The sequence below is a fragment of the Shinella pollutisoli genome, from assembly GCF_024609765.1.
Taxonomy (GTDB): domain Bacteria; phylum Pseudomonadota; class Alphaproteobacteria; order Rhizobiales; family Rhizobiaceae; genus Shinella; species Shinella pollutisoli.
This window is the reverse complement of sequence record NZ_JANFDG010000032.1, coordinates 1-18,187: the sequence shown is the minus strand read 5'-3', so window position 1 is coordinate 18,187 and position 18,187 is coordinate 1. Positions and strand designations below refer to the sequence as shown.

At 68.8% G+C, this 18,187-nt stretch carries 15 protein-coding genes; 7 read left to right on the top strand and 8 right to left on the bottom strand.

All coding sequences use genetic code 11. The annotated features are described in order from the left end of the window. Window positions 1–47: 47 nt before the first annotated feature. The 7 genes from NNZ72_RS21445 to NNZ72_RS21415 form a co-directional block, all read right to left on the bottom strand. Window positions 48–1,712, bottom strand: a complete 1,665-nt coding sequence (locus NNZ72_RS21445) for a glycerol-3-phosphate dehydrogenase/oxidase (protein ID WP_257317679.1) — start codon at window positions 1,710–1,712, stop codon at window positions 48–50. Window positions 1,713–1,726: 14 nt separating this feature from the next. Continuing rightward, window positions 1,727–3,232, bottom strand: a complete 1,506-nt coding sequence (locus tag NNZ72_RS21440) for an FGGY-family carbohydrate kinase (RefSeq protein ID WP_257317677.1) — start codon at window positions 3,230–3,232, stop codon at window positions 1,727–1,729. A 240-nt stretch (window positions 3,233–3,472) separates the two neighbouring features. Beyond that, window positions 3,473–4,225, bottom strand: a complete 753-nt coding sequence (locus NNZ72_RS21435; protein WP_371747803.1) for a DeoR/GlpR family DNA-binding transcription regulator — start codon at window positions 4,223–4,225, stop codon at window positions 3,473–3,475. A gap of 199 nt (window positions 4,226–4,424) precedes the next feature. Next, window positions 4,425–5,372, bottom strand: coding sequence for a D-ribose ABC transporter substrate-binding protein (locus tag NNZ72_RS21430; protein ID WP_257317674.1), 948 nt, complete (start codon window positions 5,370–5,372; stop codon window positions 4,425–4,427). 114 nt (window positions 5,373–5,486) lie between these two features. Continuing rightward, on the bottom strand, window positions 5,487–6,527 hold the full coding sequence (locus NNZ72_RS21425; RefSeq protein ID WP_257317673.1) for an ABC transporter permease: 1,041 nt from the start codon (window positions 6,525–6,527) through the stop codon (window positions 5,487–5,489). A 13-nt stretch (window positions 6,528–6,540) separates the two neighbouring features. Beyond that, window positions 6,541–8,082, bottom strand: coding sequence for a sugar ABC transporter ATP-binding protein (locus NNZ72_RS21420; RefSeq protein ID WP_257317670.1), 1,542 nt, complete (start codon window positions 8,080–8,082; stop codon window positions 6,541–6,543). Continuing rightward, window positions 8,079–8,729 carry a DUF2291 family protein gene (locus tag NNZ72_RS21415; RefSeq protein ID WP_257317669.1) on the bottom strand — a complete coding sequence of 217 codons (651 nt, stop codon included), beginning with the start codon at window positions 8,727–8,729 and terminating at the stop codon, window positions 8,079–8,081. The genes NNZ72_RS21420 and NNZ72_RS21415 overlap by 4 nt, the downstream gene beginning before the upstream one ends. 747 nt (window positions 8,730–9,476) lie before the next feature. Here NNZ72_RS21415 and NNZ72_RS21410 point away from each other — a divergent pair. The 6 genes from NNZ72_RS21410 to derI all read left to right on the top strand — a co-directional run bounded on the left by NNZ72_RS21410 (window position 9,477) and on the right by derI (window position 15,806). Further along, window positions 9,477–11,027, top strand: coding sequence for an FGGY-family carbohydrate kinase (locus NNZ72_RS21410; protein WP_257317667.1), 1,551 nt, complete (start codon window positions 9,477–9,479; stop codon window positions 11,025–11,027). 49 nt (window positions 11,028–11,076) lie between these two features. Continuing rightward, complete coding sequence (locus NNZ72_RS21405; protein WP_257317666.1) at window positions 11,077–12,588, top strand: glycerol-3-phosphate dehydrogenase; 1,512 nt, start codon at window positions 11,077–11,079, stop codon at window positions 12,586–12,588. 7 nt (window positions 12,589–12,595) lie between these two features. Continuing rightward, window positions 12,596–13,531 (top strand): sugar phosphate isomerase/epimerase family protein, encoded by a 936-nt coding sequence (locus tag NNZ72_RS21400; RefSeq protein ID WP_257317664.1) that lies wholly within the window; start codon window positions 12,596–12,598, stop codon window positions 13,529–13,531. A gap of 73 nt (window positions 13,532–13,604) precedes the next feature. After that, window positions 13,605–14,549: a sugar-binding transcriptional regulator gene (locus NNZ72_RS21395; protein ID WP_257317662.1), complete on the top strand. Its 945-nt coding sequence runs from the start codon at window positions 13,605–13,607 to the stop codon at window positions 14,547–14,549. Between the two features lie 9 nt (window positions 14,550–14,558). Then, window positions 14,559–15,329 carry a triose-phosphate isomerase gene (locus tag NNZ72_RS21390; RefSeq protein ID WP_257317659.1) on the top strand — a complete coding sequence of 257 codons (771 nt, stop codon included), beginning with the start codon at window positions 14,559–14,561 and terminating at the stop codon, window positions 15,327–15,329. 18 nt (window positions 15,330–15,347) lie between these two features. Further along, window positions 15,348–15,806, top strand: coding sequence for a D-erythrulose-4-phosphate isomerase (gene derI, locus NNZ72_RS21385; RefSeq protein ID WP_257317658.1), 459 nt, complete (start codon window positions 15,348–15,350; stop codon window positions 15,804–15,806). Between the two features lie 66 nt (window positions 15,807–15,872). Here derI and NNZ72_RS21380 read toward each other — a convergent pair whose 3' ends face one another. Then, the gene (locus NNZ72_RS21380) at window positions 15,873–17,306 is read right to left on the bottom strand and encodes an FAD/NAD(P)-binding protein (protein WP_257317655.1); all 1,434 of its coding nucleotides are present in this window, start codon (window positions 17,304–17,306) and stop codon (window positions 15,873–15,875) included. Window positions 17,307–17,539: 233 nt separating this feature from the next. On the opposite strand from NNZ72_RS21380, the gene NNZ72_RS21375 reads away from it, so the two are divergent. Then, window positions 17,540–18,082: a flavin reductase family protein gene (locus tag NNZ72_RS21375; protein WP_257317738.1), complete on the top strand. Its 543-nt coding sequence runs from the start codon at window positions 17,540–17,542 to the stop codon at window positions 18,080–18,082. Window positions 18,083–18,187 lie beyond the last annotated feature (105 nt).

Below are 18,187 nucleotides of genomic sequence, written 5' to 3'. Positions count from 1 at the left end.
GCCGCGAGGATGCAACATCGCCCGGGCCAAGAAAAGGGCGAAACCGCCTACAGGCTGACGCGGTTGAACCGGGCGAGATGTTCGGTGACAGCCGCCACTTCCTGCGCCCGCCGTGCCTCGTCCCAGCCGAGCGCCGAGGCGGCGATGGCGGCAATCTCGGCAAGTGCGGCCGCCGTCAGCCGGCCCTCGATGGCGAGCGTCGTGCGGCGCATGACGATGTCGGCGAGATGCTCGACATGCTCGTTGCGGGCGATCCAGTCGATCTCGGCGCGGCCGTAGCCGTCGAGATGGGCAAGCGGCGCATCGCCGGTCGCGGCCGCATGGGCGATCACGGGCTCGGCCGTCGTGCCGTAGCGGCCGAGCAGGGCCTCGACGCGCGCGGGAGCGAGGCCGCTTTTCGCCGCGTGGTCGGCGATCCAGGCGCGGCGCGCCGCCGCATCCGCCGGGAAGCCGCGCCCGCCGCCGATCGGCAGCATGCGCGTGCTCGCCTTGCGCGGCCGCTTGAGGCGGGCAAGCAGCGTGTCGGCCACCTCCTCCGCGAAGCCGCGGAAGGTGGTCCATTTGCCGCCGACCAGCGAGACGACGGGAAAGGGGCGGTCGCCGGCAGGCTCGGCTACCGGGGCGGAATGGTCGCGGCTGATGAGGCCGGGCTGGCTGGCGTCGGAGGCCGGCAGCGGCCGGATGCCGCTATAGGCATAGACGATCTGCTCGCGCCCGAAGGAAAGCCGCGGCAGGAGCGAGCGGAGGCTGGCGAGGAAATAGTCGATCTCGTCCTCCTCGCAGCGCACGTCGTCCGGGTCGTCCGCCTTGATGTCGGTCGAGCCGACCAGCGCCAGGTCGAGATAGTCGTAGACGAGGCAGATGCGCCCGTCGTCGGCCTCGAAATAGATCATCCGGCCCTTGAGGCTTTTCACCAGCTCCGGGTGGTCGAGCAGGATATGCGAGCCCTTGGTGCCGCCGATCAGCTTGCCCGGAACGCCGAGCGTCGCATTGACCTTGTCGATCCACGGCCCCGCCGCATTGGCGACGACGCCCGCCTCGACGCACCGCTCGCCGCCCTTCGCATCGGCGATCCGGAGAATGCCTCCCTTGCGGCCGAGGAGCGTCGCGAAATTGAGCGCGCGGGAGCCGGGGCTCGCGTCAAGCCCGTCCTTCACCAGCTCCCAGACGAGACGTTCCGGACGGCTGACCCTGGCGTCGTAGTAGATGCCGCCGGCGACGATGCGCGGCGTGATCTCCGGCATCTCGGCGAGCGCGGCGCTGCGCAGCATGAAGCGGTGCTTCGGCATCACCCGGTGGCGCGCGCCGTAGAGGTCGTAGAGCGCAAGGCCGATCTTGACGAGGAGCGCGCCGCGGCTGCGCGGCGCGGTGGTCGAGCCGAGCAGCGTGCGCAGCGCCGCCCAGGCGCCCTTCGCGAAGGAGAAGGAGGGGATGAAGGTCGGCAGCGGCTCGACGCAGTGCGGCGCGTTGCGGAGCAGCAGGTTGCGCTCCAGCGTCGACTGCGCGACGAGCCCGAGCTCGCCCGTCTCCAGATACTTGATGCCGCCGTGGATGAGGCGGGAAGGGGCAGCACTCGTGCCGGAGCCGTAATCGGCCTTGTCGACGATCAGGCACGTCAGCCCCTGCAGGCAGAGGTCCCGGAAGAGGCCGGCGCCGTTGATGCCGGCGCCGAGGATGACGACGTCGAAGGTCTCGACCGCGGTGTCTGTCATGGCATGGATTCCTGTCACTCTCCCGCGCCGCCGAGCCGGCGGAGCCGCGGCCACAACGGCCGCATGGCCTCGGCGAGATCGAGGAACAGGCGATAGCGTTCCTCATGGGCCTGCTGCCGGGCGGGGTCCGGCTGGTGGGTGGTCTCGATGGCCGCGAGGTCGCGCGGGTCGTCGGTCGGCGAGGCGAAGAGCCCGGCGCCGGCACCCGCGCAAAGGGCGGCACCCCAGGCGGCCGCCTCCTCGGTCCGCGTCGCGGTAACGGGCAGGCCGAGGATGTCGGCGAAGAGGCCGGCCATCGCAGGATTGCGCGAGACGCCGCCGGTCAGCCGCGCCGAGGTCGGGGAAAACCCGTCGCGGAGCGCGTCGACGTGGACACGATGGTTGAAGGCGATGCCCTCCAGCACGGCGCGCACTAGGTCGCCCCGGTCGTGCCAGGCGTTGAGGCCGTAGAAGCCGGCGCTCGACGCACCGCCGAAGGGCGAGCCGAACAGATAGGGATGGAAGAACACGCTCGACGGGCGTTGTCGCGCCGCGTCGAACTCCCGGCCGAGGACGGCATGGATGCCGTCCGCCGCCTCGCCGGCGCAGAAGCGTTCGATGAACCAGTCGTAATTCGCCGTCGAGGCGGGCGAGATCGACATGTTGTTCCACTCGCCGGGCGCAATCCCGTTGCGGCAGAACCAGCGGCCGTCGACCTTCGGTGCGCGCGAGACCGTCTCGTTGATGGAATAGGTGCCGGCAATCACCGCCACCACGCCCTCGCCGTAGCCGCCCATGCCCAGCGCGGAGGCCGTCACGTCATGCAGACCGGCCATGACGGGCGTGCCGGCGACAAGGCCGGTCCGCCGCGCCGCCTCTTCCGTCACGCCGCCGACGATCTCCGTCGAGGCAGCCATCGGCGCCACGCGGCCGGCGAGCCGGTCGAGCCCATAGAGGGCGAAGGCCTCCGGCGCATAGTCCTGCGTCCCGACGTCGGTGAAGGAGGTGCTCGCCTCGGTGCGGTCGGTGCCGATCGTGCCGCAGAGGCAGAAGCGCAGCCAGTCCTTCGCGGCGATGAAATGCGCGATCCGCCCGTAGCGCTCCGGCTCCCGGTCGCGGATCCAGGCGAGGATGGCCGAAGGCGCGGAGGCGTGCGGCCGCTGGCCGGTGAGGTCGAGCGCGCGCGCACCCACCTCGCCGGCGTTCCAGGCCTCGGCGATGCCATCGGCGCGCGTGTCGAGCGAGACGATGGCGTTGCCGAGCGGGCGGCGGTCCTCGTCGAGCAGGTAGATGCCGTCGCCATGGGCGGTCGCGGCGATGCCGACGATGTCGGAGGCCGGACGGCCGCAGGCCTCGACCGCCTCGCGGATGGCGTCGGCGGTCGCAGCCCACAGGCCGTCCATGTCGCGCTCGACATGCTGCGGCGCCGGGATGAGCTGCGGGACGCGGCGCCGCGCGATGGCGAGCACCGTCCCGTCCGCGTCGAAGACGACGGCCTTCGTCACCGTCAGGCCGCTGTCTATACCCAGGATTACGGGCATGTCTGTCTTCCTTTCAGCCCCGGGGCTACCTCATGTATGTGACGTGTCCTCGCGATACCCCCCTCTGGCCTGCCGGCCATCTCCCCCTCAAGGGGGGAGATTGGACGGGGTATCGTTTCGCCCAACGCAAACGCTGCGACTTGAGCAAGATTCTCGCGTCTTGCCGATCTCCCCCCTTGAGGGGGAGATGGCCGGCAGGCCAGAGGGGGGTGGCGAAGGCCGCAGCGCATTCCTGTTCTTTCAGCCGGAGCGCTCCGCCTCGGCCACAACCACGTTGATCCCCTTCGAGCGCATGCGCGACAGGTGGGAGATCGGGATATCCTCATCGACGATCACCGCGTCGAACTCGGTGAGCGCCGCGAAATGGTGGAGCGCCCGCCGCTCGAACTTCGTATGGTCGGCGAGAAGCACGCGCTTGGCGGCACTCTCGAACATCGCCCGCTTCGTCTCGACGGTCTCCGGCGACTGGTGGAAGACGACGTCGTCGACGATGGCCGACAGCGACATGAACACGGTATCGGCGCGCAGGCGCCGGATCTCGTGGGTGGTGATGTGGCCCATGAAGGCGTTGCACCAGTTGTAGAACTGCCCGCCGAGGCCGACGAGCGTGAGGTCGTTCACCTCCTTCAGCTCGTTGATCAGCACGAGCGAATTGGTGATGACGGTGAGCGGCACCTTGGCCGGCAGCAGCGCGGCCATGCCGTGCACGGTCGTCGCGTCGTCGAGGAAGATCGCCTGGCCCGGCTCGACGAAGCGCATGGCGGCCCTGGCGATCGCCTTCTTCTCCTTCGCCTGCTTCGTCGCGCGGTAGGCATCGCTCGATTCGATCAGGCTCGTGGGGGCGGCGGAGACGATGCCGCGCGTCTTGCGGAAGAGGCCGCGGCTCACCAGCTCGTCGACGTCGCGATGCGCGGTCATCAGGCTGATGCCGAAGCGCTCGGTCAGGTCCTCGATGCGGATCGAGCCCTCGGCGATGACCGTCTCGGCGATCATCTGGCGGCGCACGAGCTGGCGCGCATGGCGGCTGTCGCTCGGCAGCTCTTCCGAAAGCAGGTCCTTGACGTCGACTTTCTTGTTCACGGGGGCGCCTGCCTTGATTTCGAGGATAGGAGGTTTCGTATCTCGTATCGGGCGGCAAGGAAAATGCCAAGCGAAGGGGGGGAGCGCCCGAAAGGGCGCTCCCGGTTTCGGATCACTCGCTGAGGACGAAGGGCGCCGTGTACTTGTCGACGTTGTCCTTGGTGATCAGCAGGCAATCGAAGAGCTGCTTCTCGCTCGCAGCCCCCGTGGCTCCGGTCTTGATCACGTTGTCGGCCTGCTTGACGGCCTCCTCCGAGAAAACGGCGACCGGCTGGAGCACGGTGTACTGCAGCTCGCCGGCCTTGATGGCGGCGACCGCGTCCGGCGAGCCGTCGAAGCCGCCGACCTTGACCTGGTCGAGCTTGCCGGCTTCCTTCAGCGCGGCGATGGCGCCGAGCGCCATCTCGTCGTTGCCGCTGATCACGCCGATGATGTCGGGGTTGGCCTGCAGCAGCGACTGCATCTTGGCGTGACCCTTCGTGCGGTCCCAGTCGGCCACTTCACGGCCGACCTTTTCCAGGTCCGGGTACTGCGTCAGGATGGTCTCGTAGCCGTTCGAGCGGGTCGCCGCGTTGTTGTCGGCCGGGTTGCCGAAGAGCTCGACATACTTGCCGCTCTCGCCGATCGCCTCGACCCACTGCTGCGCGCCAAGGGCCGCACCCTGGGCATTGTTCGAGACGAGCTGCGCCTTGGCGAGGCCTTCCTGGTTGATCTCGGCATTGACGAGAAGGACCGGGATGCCGGCGGCGACCGCCTTCTTGACCGCACCGACCGAGCCGTCGGCATTGGCCGGATCGAGGATGATCGCGACGGACTTGTTGGTGATGGCCGTGTCGATCAGGTTGCTCTCGGTGTTGGTGTCGCCCTTGTGGGCGGCGACGTTGGCGGTGTAGCCGAGCTTCTCGGCCGTCGCCTTGGCGACTTCGCCTTCCGTGAACCAGTACGGGTTGGACGGATCGTTGACGATGATCGTCATCAGGCCTTCCGCCCAGGCCGAGCTGAACAGCAGCGGCGTTACGGCTGCGGCCGCCAAGAGTACGCGCATTCCTTTTTTGAACATGGTCTCACTCCCTTTCTATGAGCTTGGGTTGCCGGATACCGGCGATACTTTCCGCGTCCGGGCCGATCGTCGCTCCGCTATCCCGGCCGCGGTCAGTTCCGTGGACGCCGCCTTTCAGCGGCGGCCGTATTTGAAGCTGTTGAGCAGCACCGCCGTCACGATCACCGCGCCCGTGAAGACCGTCTGCCAGTAGGCCGAGACGCCGATGATCACGAGGCCGTCCGACAGGAAGCCGATCACGAAGGCGCCGAGCATGGTGCCGATCACCGTGCCGCGCCCGCCCGTCAGCGCCGCCCCGCCGATGACGACGGCGGCGATCGCCGTGAGCTCGTAGGTGGTGCCGGCCGTCGGGCCCGCCGAGGTCAGCTGCGAGGAGAGCACGAGGCCCGCGACCGCCGCGCAGACGCCGGAGAGCACGTAGACGACGATCTGCACGCGCTTGACCGGCACGCCCGACAGCTCCGCCGCCCGCTCGTTGCCGCCCGAGGCATAGAGCCAGCGGCCGAAGGCGGTGCGCGTCAGGAGCACATGGCAGATGACGGCGAAGACGAGGAGCACGATGACGCCGATCGGCACGCCGGCGAGCCGGTTGAAGCCGAGCCAGTCGAAGCCGGTATTGCCGAGCTCCGGGCGGCCGCCGAGATTGTTGTAGGTGAGGCCGTTGGTCATCAGGAGCGCGATGCCGCGGGCGACGTAGAGCACGCCGAGCGTGGCGACGAAGGCCGGCACGCGCAGATAGGCGATGAGCACCCCGTTGACCGCGCCGACCACGGCCCCCATCAGGCAGGTCAGCACCACCACGACCCAGACGGAGGGATAGAGGATCACGCCGATCTGCGGCAGCGCCACGCCCTGCATCAGGAAACCCGCCACCACGCCGGCAAGCCCCAGCGTCGAGCCGACGGAGAGGTCGATGCCGCCGTTGAGGATGACGAGCAGCATGCCGATCGCCAGGAGGCCGAAGATCGCCACGTGCGAGGCCATGATCAGGAAGTTGCTGACGGTGAAGTAGTTCGGCGACATCAGCGAGAAGACCACGACGATCGCGATCAGCGCGAAGAAGGCGCGCCCCTCGAAGAGCAGCTCGACGAAGCTCTTCCTGCGCTTGCCGCCGCTGACAGCCGTTTTCGTGTCGATTGCGGGTGTGACTGACATGCTTTGAGCGCTCCTAATGGGCAACCACGGCTTCACCCGAGGCGGCCATGATCTGTTCCTTGGTCGCGTCAGGACCGAATTCTGCGGAGATGCGGCCGCGCCGCATGACGAGGATGCGGTGGGCGATGCTCAGGCACTCGCCGACCTCGGAGGTGGTGTAGACGACGGCGAGGCCCTGCCTGGCACCCTCGGCGAGCAGCCGGAAGACCTCCGCCTTGGCGCCGATGTCGATGCCGCGGCTCGGCTCGTCGAGCAGGATGACCTCGGGGTTGGTCGCCAGCATCTTGCCGATGACCACCTTCTGCTGGTTGCCGCCCGACAGCGAGCCGATGGCGGCCGCCCCGCCGTCCGTCTTGATGTGGACCTTGCGGATCGCGTCGCTGATCAGCCCCGCCTCGCGGCTCGCCGAGGTGAAGAGGCCGCGCGTGAACGAGCCGATGCTGGCGAGCGACAGGTTGCGGCCGACCGTCATCGTCTGCACGAGACCGTCGCGCTGCCGGTCCTCCGGCACCAGTACGAGACCGTCGCGGATGCAGTCGGCGATCGACTGGCCGGTGACGTCGCGGCCCTTGAGATAGACCTTGCCGGCCGTGGCGCTGAGGCGCCCGGCGACGGTCTCGAGCAGTTCCGTCCGCCCCGCGCCCATCAGGCCGTAGATGCAGACGATCTCGCCGGAACGCACCGACAGCGACAGGCCGTCGACCACGGCATAGTCGGCGCCGCCCGGATCCGGGACGGTCAGCCCCTCGATCGACAGCGCCACGTCGCCCTTCTCGTAGCCCTCGGGCGGCGAGCCGAGGTCGAAATTGTCGCCGACCATGTGGCGGACGATCCATTCGAGGTCGATGTCCTTGCGCTCGGCATAGGCCGTCATCGTGCCGTCGCGCAGCACCACCGCGTGGTGGGTGATCTGCAGCGCCTCCTCGAGATGATGCGAGATGTAGACGATCGACACGCCGCGCGCGGTGAGGTCGCGGATGACCTTGAACAGCACCTCCACCTCGGAGGCGCTGAGCGCCGAGGTCGGCTCGTCCATGATCAGGATGCGCGAATTGACGGAGAGAGCGCGGGCGATCTCGACGATCTGCTGCTGGCCGAGGCGCAGGTCCTCGACGGGGGTGAGGGGATCGATGTCCTCCTCCAGTTCGGCCATCAGGAGGCGCGTCTGGCGCTCCTCTTCGGCGAAGTCCACGCCCGTCGCCGTCATGATCTCGCGACCCATGAAGATGTTGTCGCGGACGTTCATGTTGGGCGCGAGACTGAGCTCCTGATGGATGATGGAGATCCCGTGGTCGCGTGCTTGGGAGGATGACGCGAAGACGATCGGCTCTCCATCGAGGATGATCTCGCCGGAGGTGGGCTGCACCACGCCGGAGAGGATTTTCATGAGCGTCGACTTGCCGGCTCCATTCTCGCCGAACAGCGTCGTGACCTGGCCGCGGTGGATGTCGAAGTTGACGCCCTTCAGCGCATGGACGTTGCCGTAGGACTTCGCCACGTTGCGCGCGGCGAGCACGACTTCACCCTTCCTGCCGGAACCGTTCATCCCGCTCATTTGACGTCGAGCCTCACGGGGGTGACGATCCAGCTCTTCGGATTGACAAGCTTGAAGACGCCGACGACGGAGATGGTCTTGCCGGCGAGCGACGCCGGGTCGATGCCGGCGAGCACGGTCTTCTTGACCTCGTTGTTGATGGCCGAGCCAGCGTCCTGGTACTCGATCTGGTTGGTGAACTGGCCGAACTCGATCTTGCCGGTGGCGTCGCGCAGATCCGTGCCGTTGAGCGCCGGGCCGGTCTGGACGCGCACGACGAGCTCCTCCGGCAGGCCCTCGACGGCGACGACGTTGTAGTTCGACTTGCGCTCGCCGACGACGCCGGTGAGGGAAACCGGGATCACCGGCCCGGTTGACGTCGCGACGCCGTACTTCTCGCCGGCCGCCTTCTTGTCGGCGGCGATCGCCGCGGCGAGCGTCACGGCGTCGACGGCGCGCGCCTCCACATCCGCCTTGATGATCGGGAACTGCTCGGCGCCGAAGGCCTCCGGCGAGAACTTCTGCACGCGCACGTCGCTTTCCGAGCCGATGCGCACGACCGTCGTGTCGAGCGCCATCGCCCCCACCAGCACGACGGCGGCGGCGATCCCGATCCAGCGGCGGGCCTGCGAGGGCTGGGACGGCTTTGAAATCGTGGTGTCAGTCATGGCGGTTGACCTTGCGATGGGGCCGGAATTCAGCGGAGGGCGGCAAGCGGGATGGCGCGCGCAGGACCGCGCAAACGGCGGCCGGGCGTCGCGATCTTCCGTACGGAACATGTCATGACATCCTCCCCTTGCGGTCGCGCCGGCATGATCTCCTCACCCGCCTTGCGCTGCATTGCACACATTTTCGCAGTTGCGATATTTGCATGTTATAAGTCGCAGTTTATATGTTAAATTAACACCACCTGTCAATCGGACTTTTTCCACAGGTCCGGCAGCGCCGGCACCGCGAATCCAGGCCGACACGGCGTCGGAAAGCCATTCAACTCCGTGGCCCGGAATCGACGCCAAGTCCCTACCCCTTATCCGACAAGATTCGACGTCCTTTATTTGAAATCATATTAAATATCTGAATTTAATTGATAAAAATATCGGAAAGACGCACCGGCCGGTGCGGACAGGGCAGCCCCACGACAAAATCGGCCGGCCGTCGCGCCCTTTGCGCCACCCCAATCGCGCTGCCGTCTTTCCGTCTTTTACCCCATCATCATACGTGAAAAAAAATTCTTAGTCAGAAAAAATTTTCGAGACATAAGGTATCTTTGTGTTATATTCCTTCGGGTACCGGAAGATCCGCGCTATGCTGCCGCGACGCGATCTTGCGCGGGAGAGGATTTCGGGAGGAAGGGATGCTCCGTTTCATGTCGAGCGAAGCGATGCGGTCCGCCGCGGGCGCGGGAGAATCGTGGCATGGCTGAAGCCGCGGACCTGATCGTCGGCATCGACGCCGGCACCTCCGTCATGAAAGCGGTGGCCTTCACGCTTGCCGGCCGCCAGGTCGCCAGCGCCTCCGTCCGCAACACCTACAGCACCGGCGACGACGGCTCCGTCACCCAGTCGCTCGACCAGACCTGGCTCGACTGCACGCGCGCGCTGCGCGGGCTCGGGGAGAAGGTGGAAAACCTCGCCGCCCGCACCGCCGCCATCGCCGTCACCGGACAGGGCGACGGCACCTGGCTCGTCGGTGCGAAGAACCGCCCGGCCGCCGACGCCTGGCTCTGGCTCGACGCGCGCGCCGCCCCGACCGTCGAGCGGCTCGCCGCCGCCGAGGCCGACCGCGGCCGTTTCGCCGCGACCGGCACCGGTCTCAACACCTGCCAGCAGGGCGCGCAGCTTGCCCACATGGACCGGCATGTCCCGGAAATCCTCGCAGGCGCCGAGACGGCCATGCACTGCAAGGACTGGCTCTACCTGAACCTCACCGGCGTACGCGCCACCGACCCGTCCGAGGTGAGCTTCACCTTCGGCAATTTCCGCACCCGGCAATATGACGACGACGTGCTCGCCGCCCTCGGCCTGACGCACCGCCGCACGCTGCTGCCCGAGGTGATCGAGGGCACGGAGACCGTCCATCCGCTGACGGCCGAGGCCGCGCAGGCTTCGGGCCTTGCCGCCGGCACGCCCGTCTGCCTCGGCTATGTCGACATGGTCATGACCGCGCTCGGCGCGGGCGTGCGTAGCGCCGGCCTGAACGCCGCCTGCTCGGCGATCGGCTCGACCGGCGTGCACATGGTCGCCAAGCCCGTCTCCGAGGTGGTGCTCAATGCCGAGCGCACCGGCTACGTCATCACCCTGCCGATCCCCGGCCTCGTCACCCAGGTGCAGACCAACATGGGTGCGACGATCAACCTCGACTGGCTGCTGCAGCTCGGCGCCGACCTCCTCGGCGAGTTCGGCACGACCGTCGGCCTCGACGAGATGATCGCCCGCGTCGACCGGTGGTTTGCCGCGAGCAGGCCCGGCAACGTCCTCTACCACCCCTATATTTCCGAAGCCGGCGAGCGCGGCCCCTTCGTCAACGCGCGGGCGCGGGCGAACTTCACCGGCCTCGCGAGCCGCCACCGCTTCCCGGATCTCGTGCGCGCCGTCGTCGAAGGCCTCGGCATGGCGACGCGCGACTGCTACGCCGCCATGGGCACGCTGCCCCCCGAATTGCGCGTCAGCGGCGGCGCGGCCCGCTCGGCGGCGCTGCGCGGCACGCTTGCCGCGGCCGTCGGCGCGCCGGTGCGCGTCAGCACGCGCGAGGAGGCCGGCGCCGCCGGCGCCTCGATGATGGCGGCCGTCGCCATCGGCGCCTACCGCACGATGGACGATTGCATCGCCGACTGGGTGACGCCCGAACTCGGCGCGGCCGAACCGCCGAAGCCGGAGGACGCCGAGCGCATGACGCGGCTGTTTTCCGCCTACTCGACCGTCCGCCGCGGCATCGCGCCCGCCTGGGACATGCTGGCGGCGCGCTGAACGGAACGACGATTACGCCGCGTCCCGCGCGGCGTCGAAGGAGAAGCACATGAACGAGCCCGAATCCATCGACCTCTTCGTGATCGGCGGCGGCATCAACGGCGCGGGCATCGCCCGCGACGCGGCCGGCCGCGGCCTGAAGGTCGTGCTGTGCGAGAAGGACGATCTGGCGGAGGGCACCTCCTCGCGCTCCGGCAAGCTGGTGCACGGCGGCCTGCGCTACCTCGAATATTATGAGTTCCGGCTGGTTCGCGAGGCGCTGATCGAGCGCGAGGTGCTGCTCAACGCGGCCCCGCACATCATCTGGCCGATGCGCTTCGTGCTGCCGCACAGCCCTCAGGACCGTCCGGCCTGGCTCGTGCGGCTCGGCCTCTTCCTCTACGACCATCTCGGCGGCCGCAGGAAGCTGCCCGGCACGCGCACGCTCGATCTCTCCCGCGATCCCGAGGGCACGCCGATCCTCGACCAGTACACCCGCGGCTTCGAATATTCCGACTGCTGGGTGGACGATGCCCGCCTCGTCACGCTGAATGCGCTCGACGCCGCCGAGAGAGGCGCCGTCGTGCTGACCCGCTCGCCGGCCGTCTCCGCCCGCCGCGAGGACGGCGCCTGGGCCGTGACGACGAAGAGCAGCGTCACCGGCGAGACGCGCTCCTTCCGGGCGAAGTGCGTCGTCAACTGCGCCGGCCCCTGGGTCTCCGACGTCATCGACCGCGTCGCCGCCTCGAAATCCAGCCGCAACGTACGCCTCGTCAAGGGCAGCCACATCATCGTGCCGAAGTTCTGGACCGGCGCCAACGCCTATCTCGTGCAGAACCACGACAAGCGCGTCATCTTCATCAACCCCTACGAGGGCGACAAGGCGCTGATCGGCACCACCGACATCGCCTACGAAGGCCGCGCCGAGGACGTCGCCGCCGAAGAGGCGGAGATCGACTACCTGCTGAAGGCCGTCAACCGCTACTTCAAGGAGAAGCTGCGCCGGCAGGACGTGCTGCATTCCTTCTCCGGCGTGCGCCCGCTGTTCGACGACGGCAAGGGCAACCCCTCCGCCGTCACCCGCGACTATGTCTTCGACCTCGACGAGACCGGCGGCGCACCGCTGCTGAACGTCTTCGGCGGCAAGATCACCACCTTCCGCGAGCTTGCCGAACGCGGCATGCACCGCCTCAGGCACATCTTCCCCGCCATGGGGGCGGACTGGACGGAGAAGGCGCCGCTGCCCGGCGGCGACATGCCGAACGCCGACTACGAGACCTTCGCCAACGGCCTGCGCGACGCCTATCCCTGGATGCCGCGCAAGCTCGTACACCACTACGGCCGCCTCTACGGCACGCGCACGAGGAACGTCGTCGCCGGCGCCACGAGCCTCGACGGGCTCGGCCGGCATTTCGGCGGGCAGCTCTACGAGGCGGAGGTCCGCTATCTCGTCGCCACCGAATGGGCCGAGACGCCGGAGGACATCCTCTACCGCCGCACCAAGCACTATCTGCATCTGACGGACGCCGAGCGCGCGGCCTTTGCCGAGTGGTTCGCCTCCGCCCGCCTTGCCGCCGCCTGAGGTCGCCATGCCGCTGACGCTTTCGCTCAATACCAATCCGCTGGTCAACCGCTTCGCCGATCCCGACGACCTGATCGACACCGTCGCGCGCGACCTGCGCCTGCGCGACCTGCAGCTCACCCACGAATTCATCAACCCGAGCTGGAACGCCGCGACGATCCGCAGGCTAACACAGCGGATGGCGGCGGCCCTCGCCCGCACCGGCGTGCGCGTCACCTCGGGCATGACCGGCCCCTACGGCAGGCTGAACCATTTCGGCCATCCGGATGCCGACGTGCGGCGCTACTATGTCGACTGGTTCAAGACCTTCGCCGACATCATCGGCGATCTCGGCGGCACCGCCGTCGGCACCCAGTTCGCGATCTTCACCTACAGGGACTACGACGACCCGGCACGCCGCGAGGCGCTTACCCGCATCGCCATCGATTGCTGGGCCGAGGTCGCCGAGCATGCGAAGGGCGCCGGCCTCGCCTACGTCTTCTGGGAGCCGATGAGCATCGGCCGCGAGTTCGGCGAGACCATCGAGTCCTGTCTCGCGCTGCAGGACCGGCTCACCGCCGCGGACATGGCGATCCCGATGTGGATGATGGCCGACATCGACCATGGCGACGTCACCTCCAGCAATCCGGACGACTACGATCCCTACGCCTGGGCGCGTGCCGTGCCGAGGGTCTCGCCGATCATCCACATCAAGCAGAGCCTGATGGACAAGGGCGGCCACCGCCCGTTCACCGCCGAGTTCAACGCCCGCGGCCGCATCCAGCCGGAGCCGCTGCTTGCGGCCTTCGCGGAGGGCGGCGCCGTCGACAACGAGATCTGCCTGGAGCTCTCCTTCAAGGAGCGCGAGCCGAACGACCGCGAGGTCATCCCGCAGATCGCCGAGAGCATCGCCTTCTGGGCGCCCCATATCGACACCGGCGCGGCCGATCTCAACATTGGCTGAGCGTCCGCGCTTGCGGCGCAGGGGACGCGGCGGCTAAGAGGGTCCGGTCGCAGAGCAAGGCAGGACAGCGTTGATGAACGACAATGACGAATCCCTCGCCGTCCGGGCGGCCTGGCTGCACTACGTCGGCGGCTTCACCCAGGCCGCCGTCGCCAAGCGGCTCGGCATCCCCTCGGTGAAGGCGCACCGGCTGATCGCCCGCGCCGTGGCCGAGGGCGTGGTCAAGGTCAGCATCGACGGCGAGATCGCCGAATGCGCCAACCTCGAGGTCGAGCTCTCCACCCGCTACGGCCTCGACTATTGCGAGGTCGCCCCCGACACCGACGACGACGGGCTGGCGCTGACGACGCTCGGCCATGCCGGCGCGAGCTTCCTGCGCCGCGAGATCGAGCGCGGCGAGGCGGGCGTCATCGGCTTCGGCCACGGCCGCACGCTGTCGGCCGCCGTCCATCACCTGCCTCGGGTCAATGCCAGCGGCGTGCGCTTCGTCTCGCTGCTCGGCGGGCTCACCCGCAACTATGCCGCCAACCCCTACGACGTCATGCACCGGCTCGCCGAGAAGACGGGAACGCAGGCCTATGTCATGCCCGTGCCGTTCTTTGCCAATACGGAGGAGGACCGCGAGGTTCTGCTGTCGCAGCGCGGCGTGAGCGAGGTGTTCGATCTGGCGCGCCGCGCCGACCTCAAGGTCGTCGGCATCGGCACGGTCGACAACCAGGCCCATCTCGTCAAGTCGGGCATGCTGCAGCCGGACGAGCTGGAGGAGATCGCGGGCCTCGGCGGCGTCGGCGAGCTGCTCGGCCATTTCTTCGACCGCAAGGGCCGCATCCTGGAGACCTCGGTCACCGCCCGCACGCTCGCCGCCTCCTTTTCGGACAACGGAAAGGACAGGATCGTCGCGATCGCCGGCGGCCCGGTGAAGACGGAGGCCGTCCGCGCGGTGCTGCACAGCCACAGGCTCCACGGCCTCATCACCGACGAGCGCACCGCGCGGGACCTCCTGCGCACGGATTCATAGGAGAAAGACATGAGCGACAGCCGGACGTTCTGGGTTGGCACCAGTTGGAAGATGAACAAGACGCTGGCCGAGGCCAAAGCCTTCGCCGAGGGCCTGAAGGCGGCGGACGGCGGGCGCGACCCGCGCATCCAGCGCTTCGTCATCCCGCCGTTCACCGCCGTGCGCGAGGTGAAGGCGCTGCTTGCCGGCACGTCCGTGAAGGTCGGCGCGCAGAACATGCACTGGGCCGACGAGGGCGCCTGGACCGGCGAGGTCTCGCCCGTGATGCTGAAGGACTGCAACCTCGACCTCGTCGAGCTCGGCCATTCCGAGCGGCGCGAGCATTTCGGCGAGACCGACGAGACCGTCGGCCTCAAGACGGAGGCGGCCGTGCGCCACGGTCTCGTGCCGCTGATCTGCATCGGCGAGACGCTCGCCGACCGCGAGGGCGGCCGCGCGGCCGAGGTTCTGGCGACGCAGGTCCGCGCCGCGCTGTCGCGCCTCGACGGCGGCCAGAAGCGGGCGGACATCCTGCTCGCCTACGAGCCGGTCTGGGCGATCGGCGAGAAGGGCATTCCGGCGACCGCCGACTATGCGGACGCGCGCCATGCGGAGATCGCCGCCGTGGCGGAAGACGTCCTCGGCCGCCGCATCCCCTGCCTCTACGGCGGCTCCGTCAATCCGGGCAACTGCGAGGAACTGATCGCCTGCCCGAACATCGACGGCCTCTTCATCGGCCGTTCGGCCTGGAAGGTCGAAGGCTATCTCGACATCCTGGCGCGCTGCGCCGCCACGATCTGAACGAAAGGAGACTGACCCATGAAACTCGCTATTGCCGGAGACAGCGCGGGCGAAGGCCTCGCCAAGGTGCTCGCCGACCATCTGAGGGACCGCCACGAGGTGCACGAGGTCTCGCGCACCGATGCCGGCCCCGACGCCTTCTACGCCAATCTCTCCGACCGCGTCGGCTCGGCCGTCGTCGCCGGCGAATACGACCGCGCGATCCTCGTCTGCGGCACGGGCATCGGCGTGTGCATCGCCGCCAACAAGGTGCCGGGCGTCCGCGCCGCGCTGACGCACGACACCTATTCGGCCGAGCGCGCCGCGCTCTCCAACAATGCCCAGATCATCACCATGGGCGCCCGCGTCATCGGCTCGGAACTCGCCAAGGCGATCGCCGACGCCTTCCTCGCCCAGACCTTCGACGAGAACGGCCGCTCGGCCGGCAACGTCAAGGCGATCGACGAGGTCGACGCCAAGTACAACGCGGGCAAGTGAGCCCGGCATAGTGCGGAAACGGTCCGGCGGGTCGATGTCCCGCCGGGCCGCTCCTGCCCGCGATCGCTATCCGGCGCGGCGGCGGAGGGCCTGCAGGGCAAGGACATCGCGGGCGATCCGTTCCGCGACGGAATCCGCATGCTCGGTCACCTGCGGCAATCCCATCAGCTCCCCGAACGTGCCGCGCGCAAGCGGCCCCGCGACAAAGAGCGTGTCGATCGTCCGCCCGTCCGCGCCGATCGCACGGCTTTCCTCGTCCACCGCGATCCCGAGGCCGACCGTGTCGGCCTGCAGCGCGCCCTCGGCCGCAAGACCGGCCAGGAACGGCTGGCTCGACAGGACGGCGCCATGGCCCGGTCCGGTCGTCACGACCACCGCGTCGTAGCGGCCTTCGGCAGGCCCCTCTCCATGGCGGGGGCGGAAGGCGACGGCGATCTCCCCGCCGTTTTCGCATCGGACCCCGGCGATGGCGGCGGCGTGGAAGGCGAGCGTCCCGGCCGCCAACCGCCGCTCCATCGCCGCTTCCACCTGCGGCGCGATGCGGAACCGGTGGACATCCCAGTAGGGTCTCAGGAAACGGATCAGCCGGCGGCGCTCGGCGACCGGCAGCGCCCGCCAGACCTCGCCGCCCTGCGCGCGCAGCCGGTCGAAGACGGCATGCCACGTCAAGCCGGCGGCGGCCGCATCCGCCACGGCGCTGCGCACGCGGCGCAGCAGCGCGCGGGCCGAGCGCGCCGGCAACACGGTGAAATCGCCGAAGGGATCCTGCGGCGCGGGATTGTGCCCGCGCGAGCGCAATCCGCGCCGAGAAACGGCGGTGATCGGGCCGCGATGGCCGGCCGCATCGAGGCTGGCGATGACATCGGCCGCGGTCAGGCCCGTCCCGACGACGAGGACGCGGTCCTGCGGCCGGATCGCCGACAGCGCACCGGGGCCGGTGGCGTCCGCGACATAGCGGGGATGGCCCGCTAGCGCCCGGTCGAGGGCCGCGGGCGCCTGCGGGCTCGGATGGGTCGTCGCCACGACGACGAGGTCGGCGGCAAGCGCCGCCCCCTGCTCCGCCGTGACAGTCCAGGCGCCGTCGCGTGCCCGCGCCACCGCGCGGACCCGGGTCCGGCGGTGCTCGATCGTGCCGGCGGCAAGCAGCGGCGCGAGCTGGGCGGCGACATAGCGGCCGAAGGCCGAGCGGCGCGCGAAGACGTGGCCCTCCGCCGTCATCGCCTCCGGATCGCCGGCAAGCGCCCCCGCCTCGAAGAGCCAGCGCTGGAAATGCTCGTCGTCGCCCGGCACGAAGGTCATGCGCGCGGCCGGCACGTTGATCCGGTGGACGGGCTCGTCCGTGTCGTAGGCGAGCCCGGCACCCAGCAGGGCGCGCGGCTCGAAGACGACGATCCTGGCCGCGCCTGCGGGAAGCCTGCGCGCCAGATGATAGGCGAACGCCGCCCCGGCATAGCCCCCGCCGACGACGGCGACGACCGGCCTGTCGGCCCGCCCGCTCACGACCGGACCGCCCGACAAAAGGCGCCGCTTTCCCGGCGGGCCGGAGCGGTCCGTCGAGTGTCGGTTGTTTCGGACACGGCATCCATGATCCCTGCTCCTCGCGAAGGCTCGGCTCCGGAATACCCGGCCGCCGGCAAGAACAGAACATAAATTACATAAAATTAGTTGACAATAGAGGTGTCCCTTTCCATCCTCCTTCTGCCCCGCCTATCCCGCAGGAGACTGGAATGAACATGGCCACCATCACCCAAGCCGGCTTCGACGGCGACCGCCCGTCGCGCCTCATCGTCGATCCGGCATTGCTGAAATCCGCCATGCGAACCGTCTCGGGTGCCGTTTCCGTCATTTCCGCCGGTATCGGCGCGGATCGCACCGGCGCCACGGTGACGTCGGCCACGGCCCTTTCCGTCGAACCGCCGACGATGATCGTCAACATCAACCGCGCGTCGTCGACCTTTCCCGTCATCCGCCGCCACGGCCACTTCTGCGTCAACATCCTGGCGGAGGCACACCGGCCCGTTGCCGACCGCTTCGCCGGCAGTGGCGGCGTGAAGGGCGAGGCGCGCTACGAGGGAGCGGCCTGGACGACGGGCAGGAGCGGCGCGCCCGTTCTCGTCGGCGCGCTCGCGGCGATCGACTGCGAGGTCGAGGAGATCATCGAGCGGCACAGCCACGGCATCGTTCTCGGCCGCGTGCTCGACATCGTCATCGGCAACGGCCGGTCGCTCGTCTATCACGACGGCCGCTACGGCGGCTTCGCGCCGCTGGCGGGCTGACGCGACGCGGCCTCAGCCGACGCGCATTTCGGGCTCGGCGTGCTCGATCATCTCGGCCGCGCCGGGCACGGCCACGAACTGCTCCAGCGTCATCGTGTCGAGGAT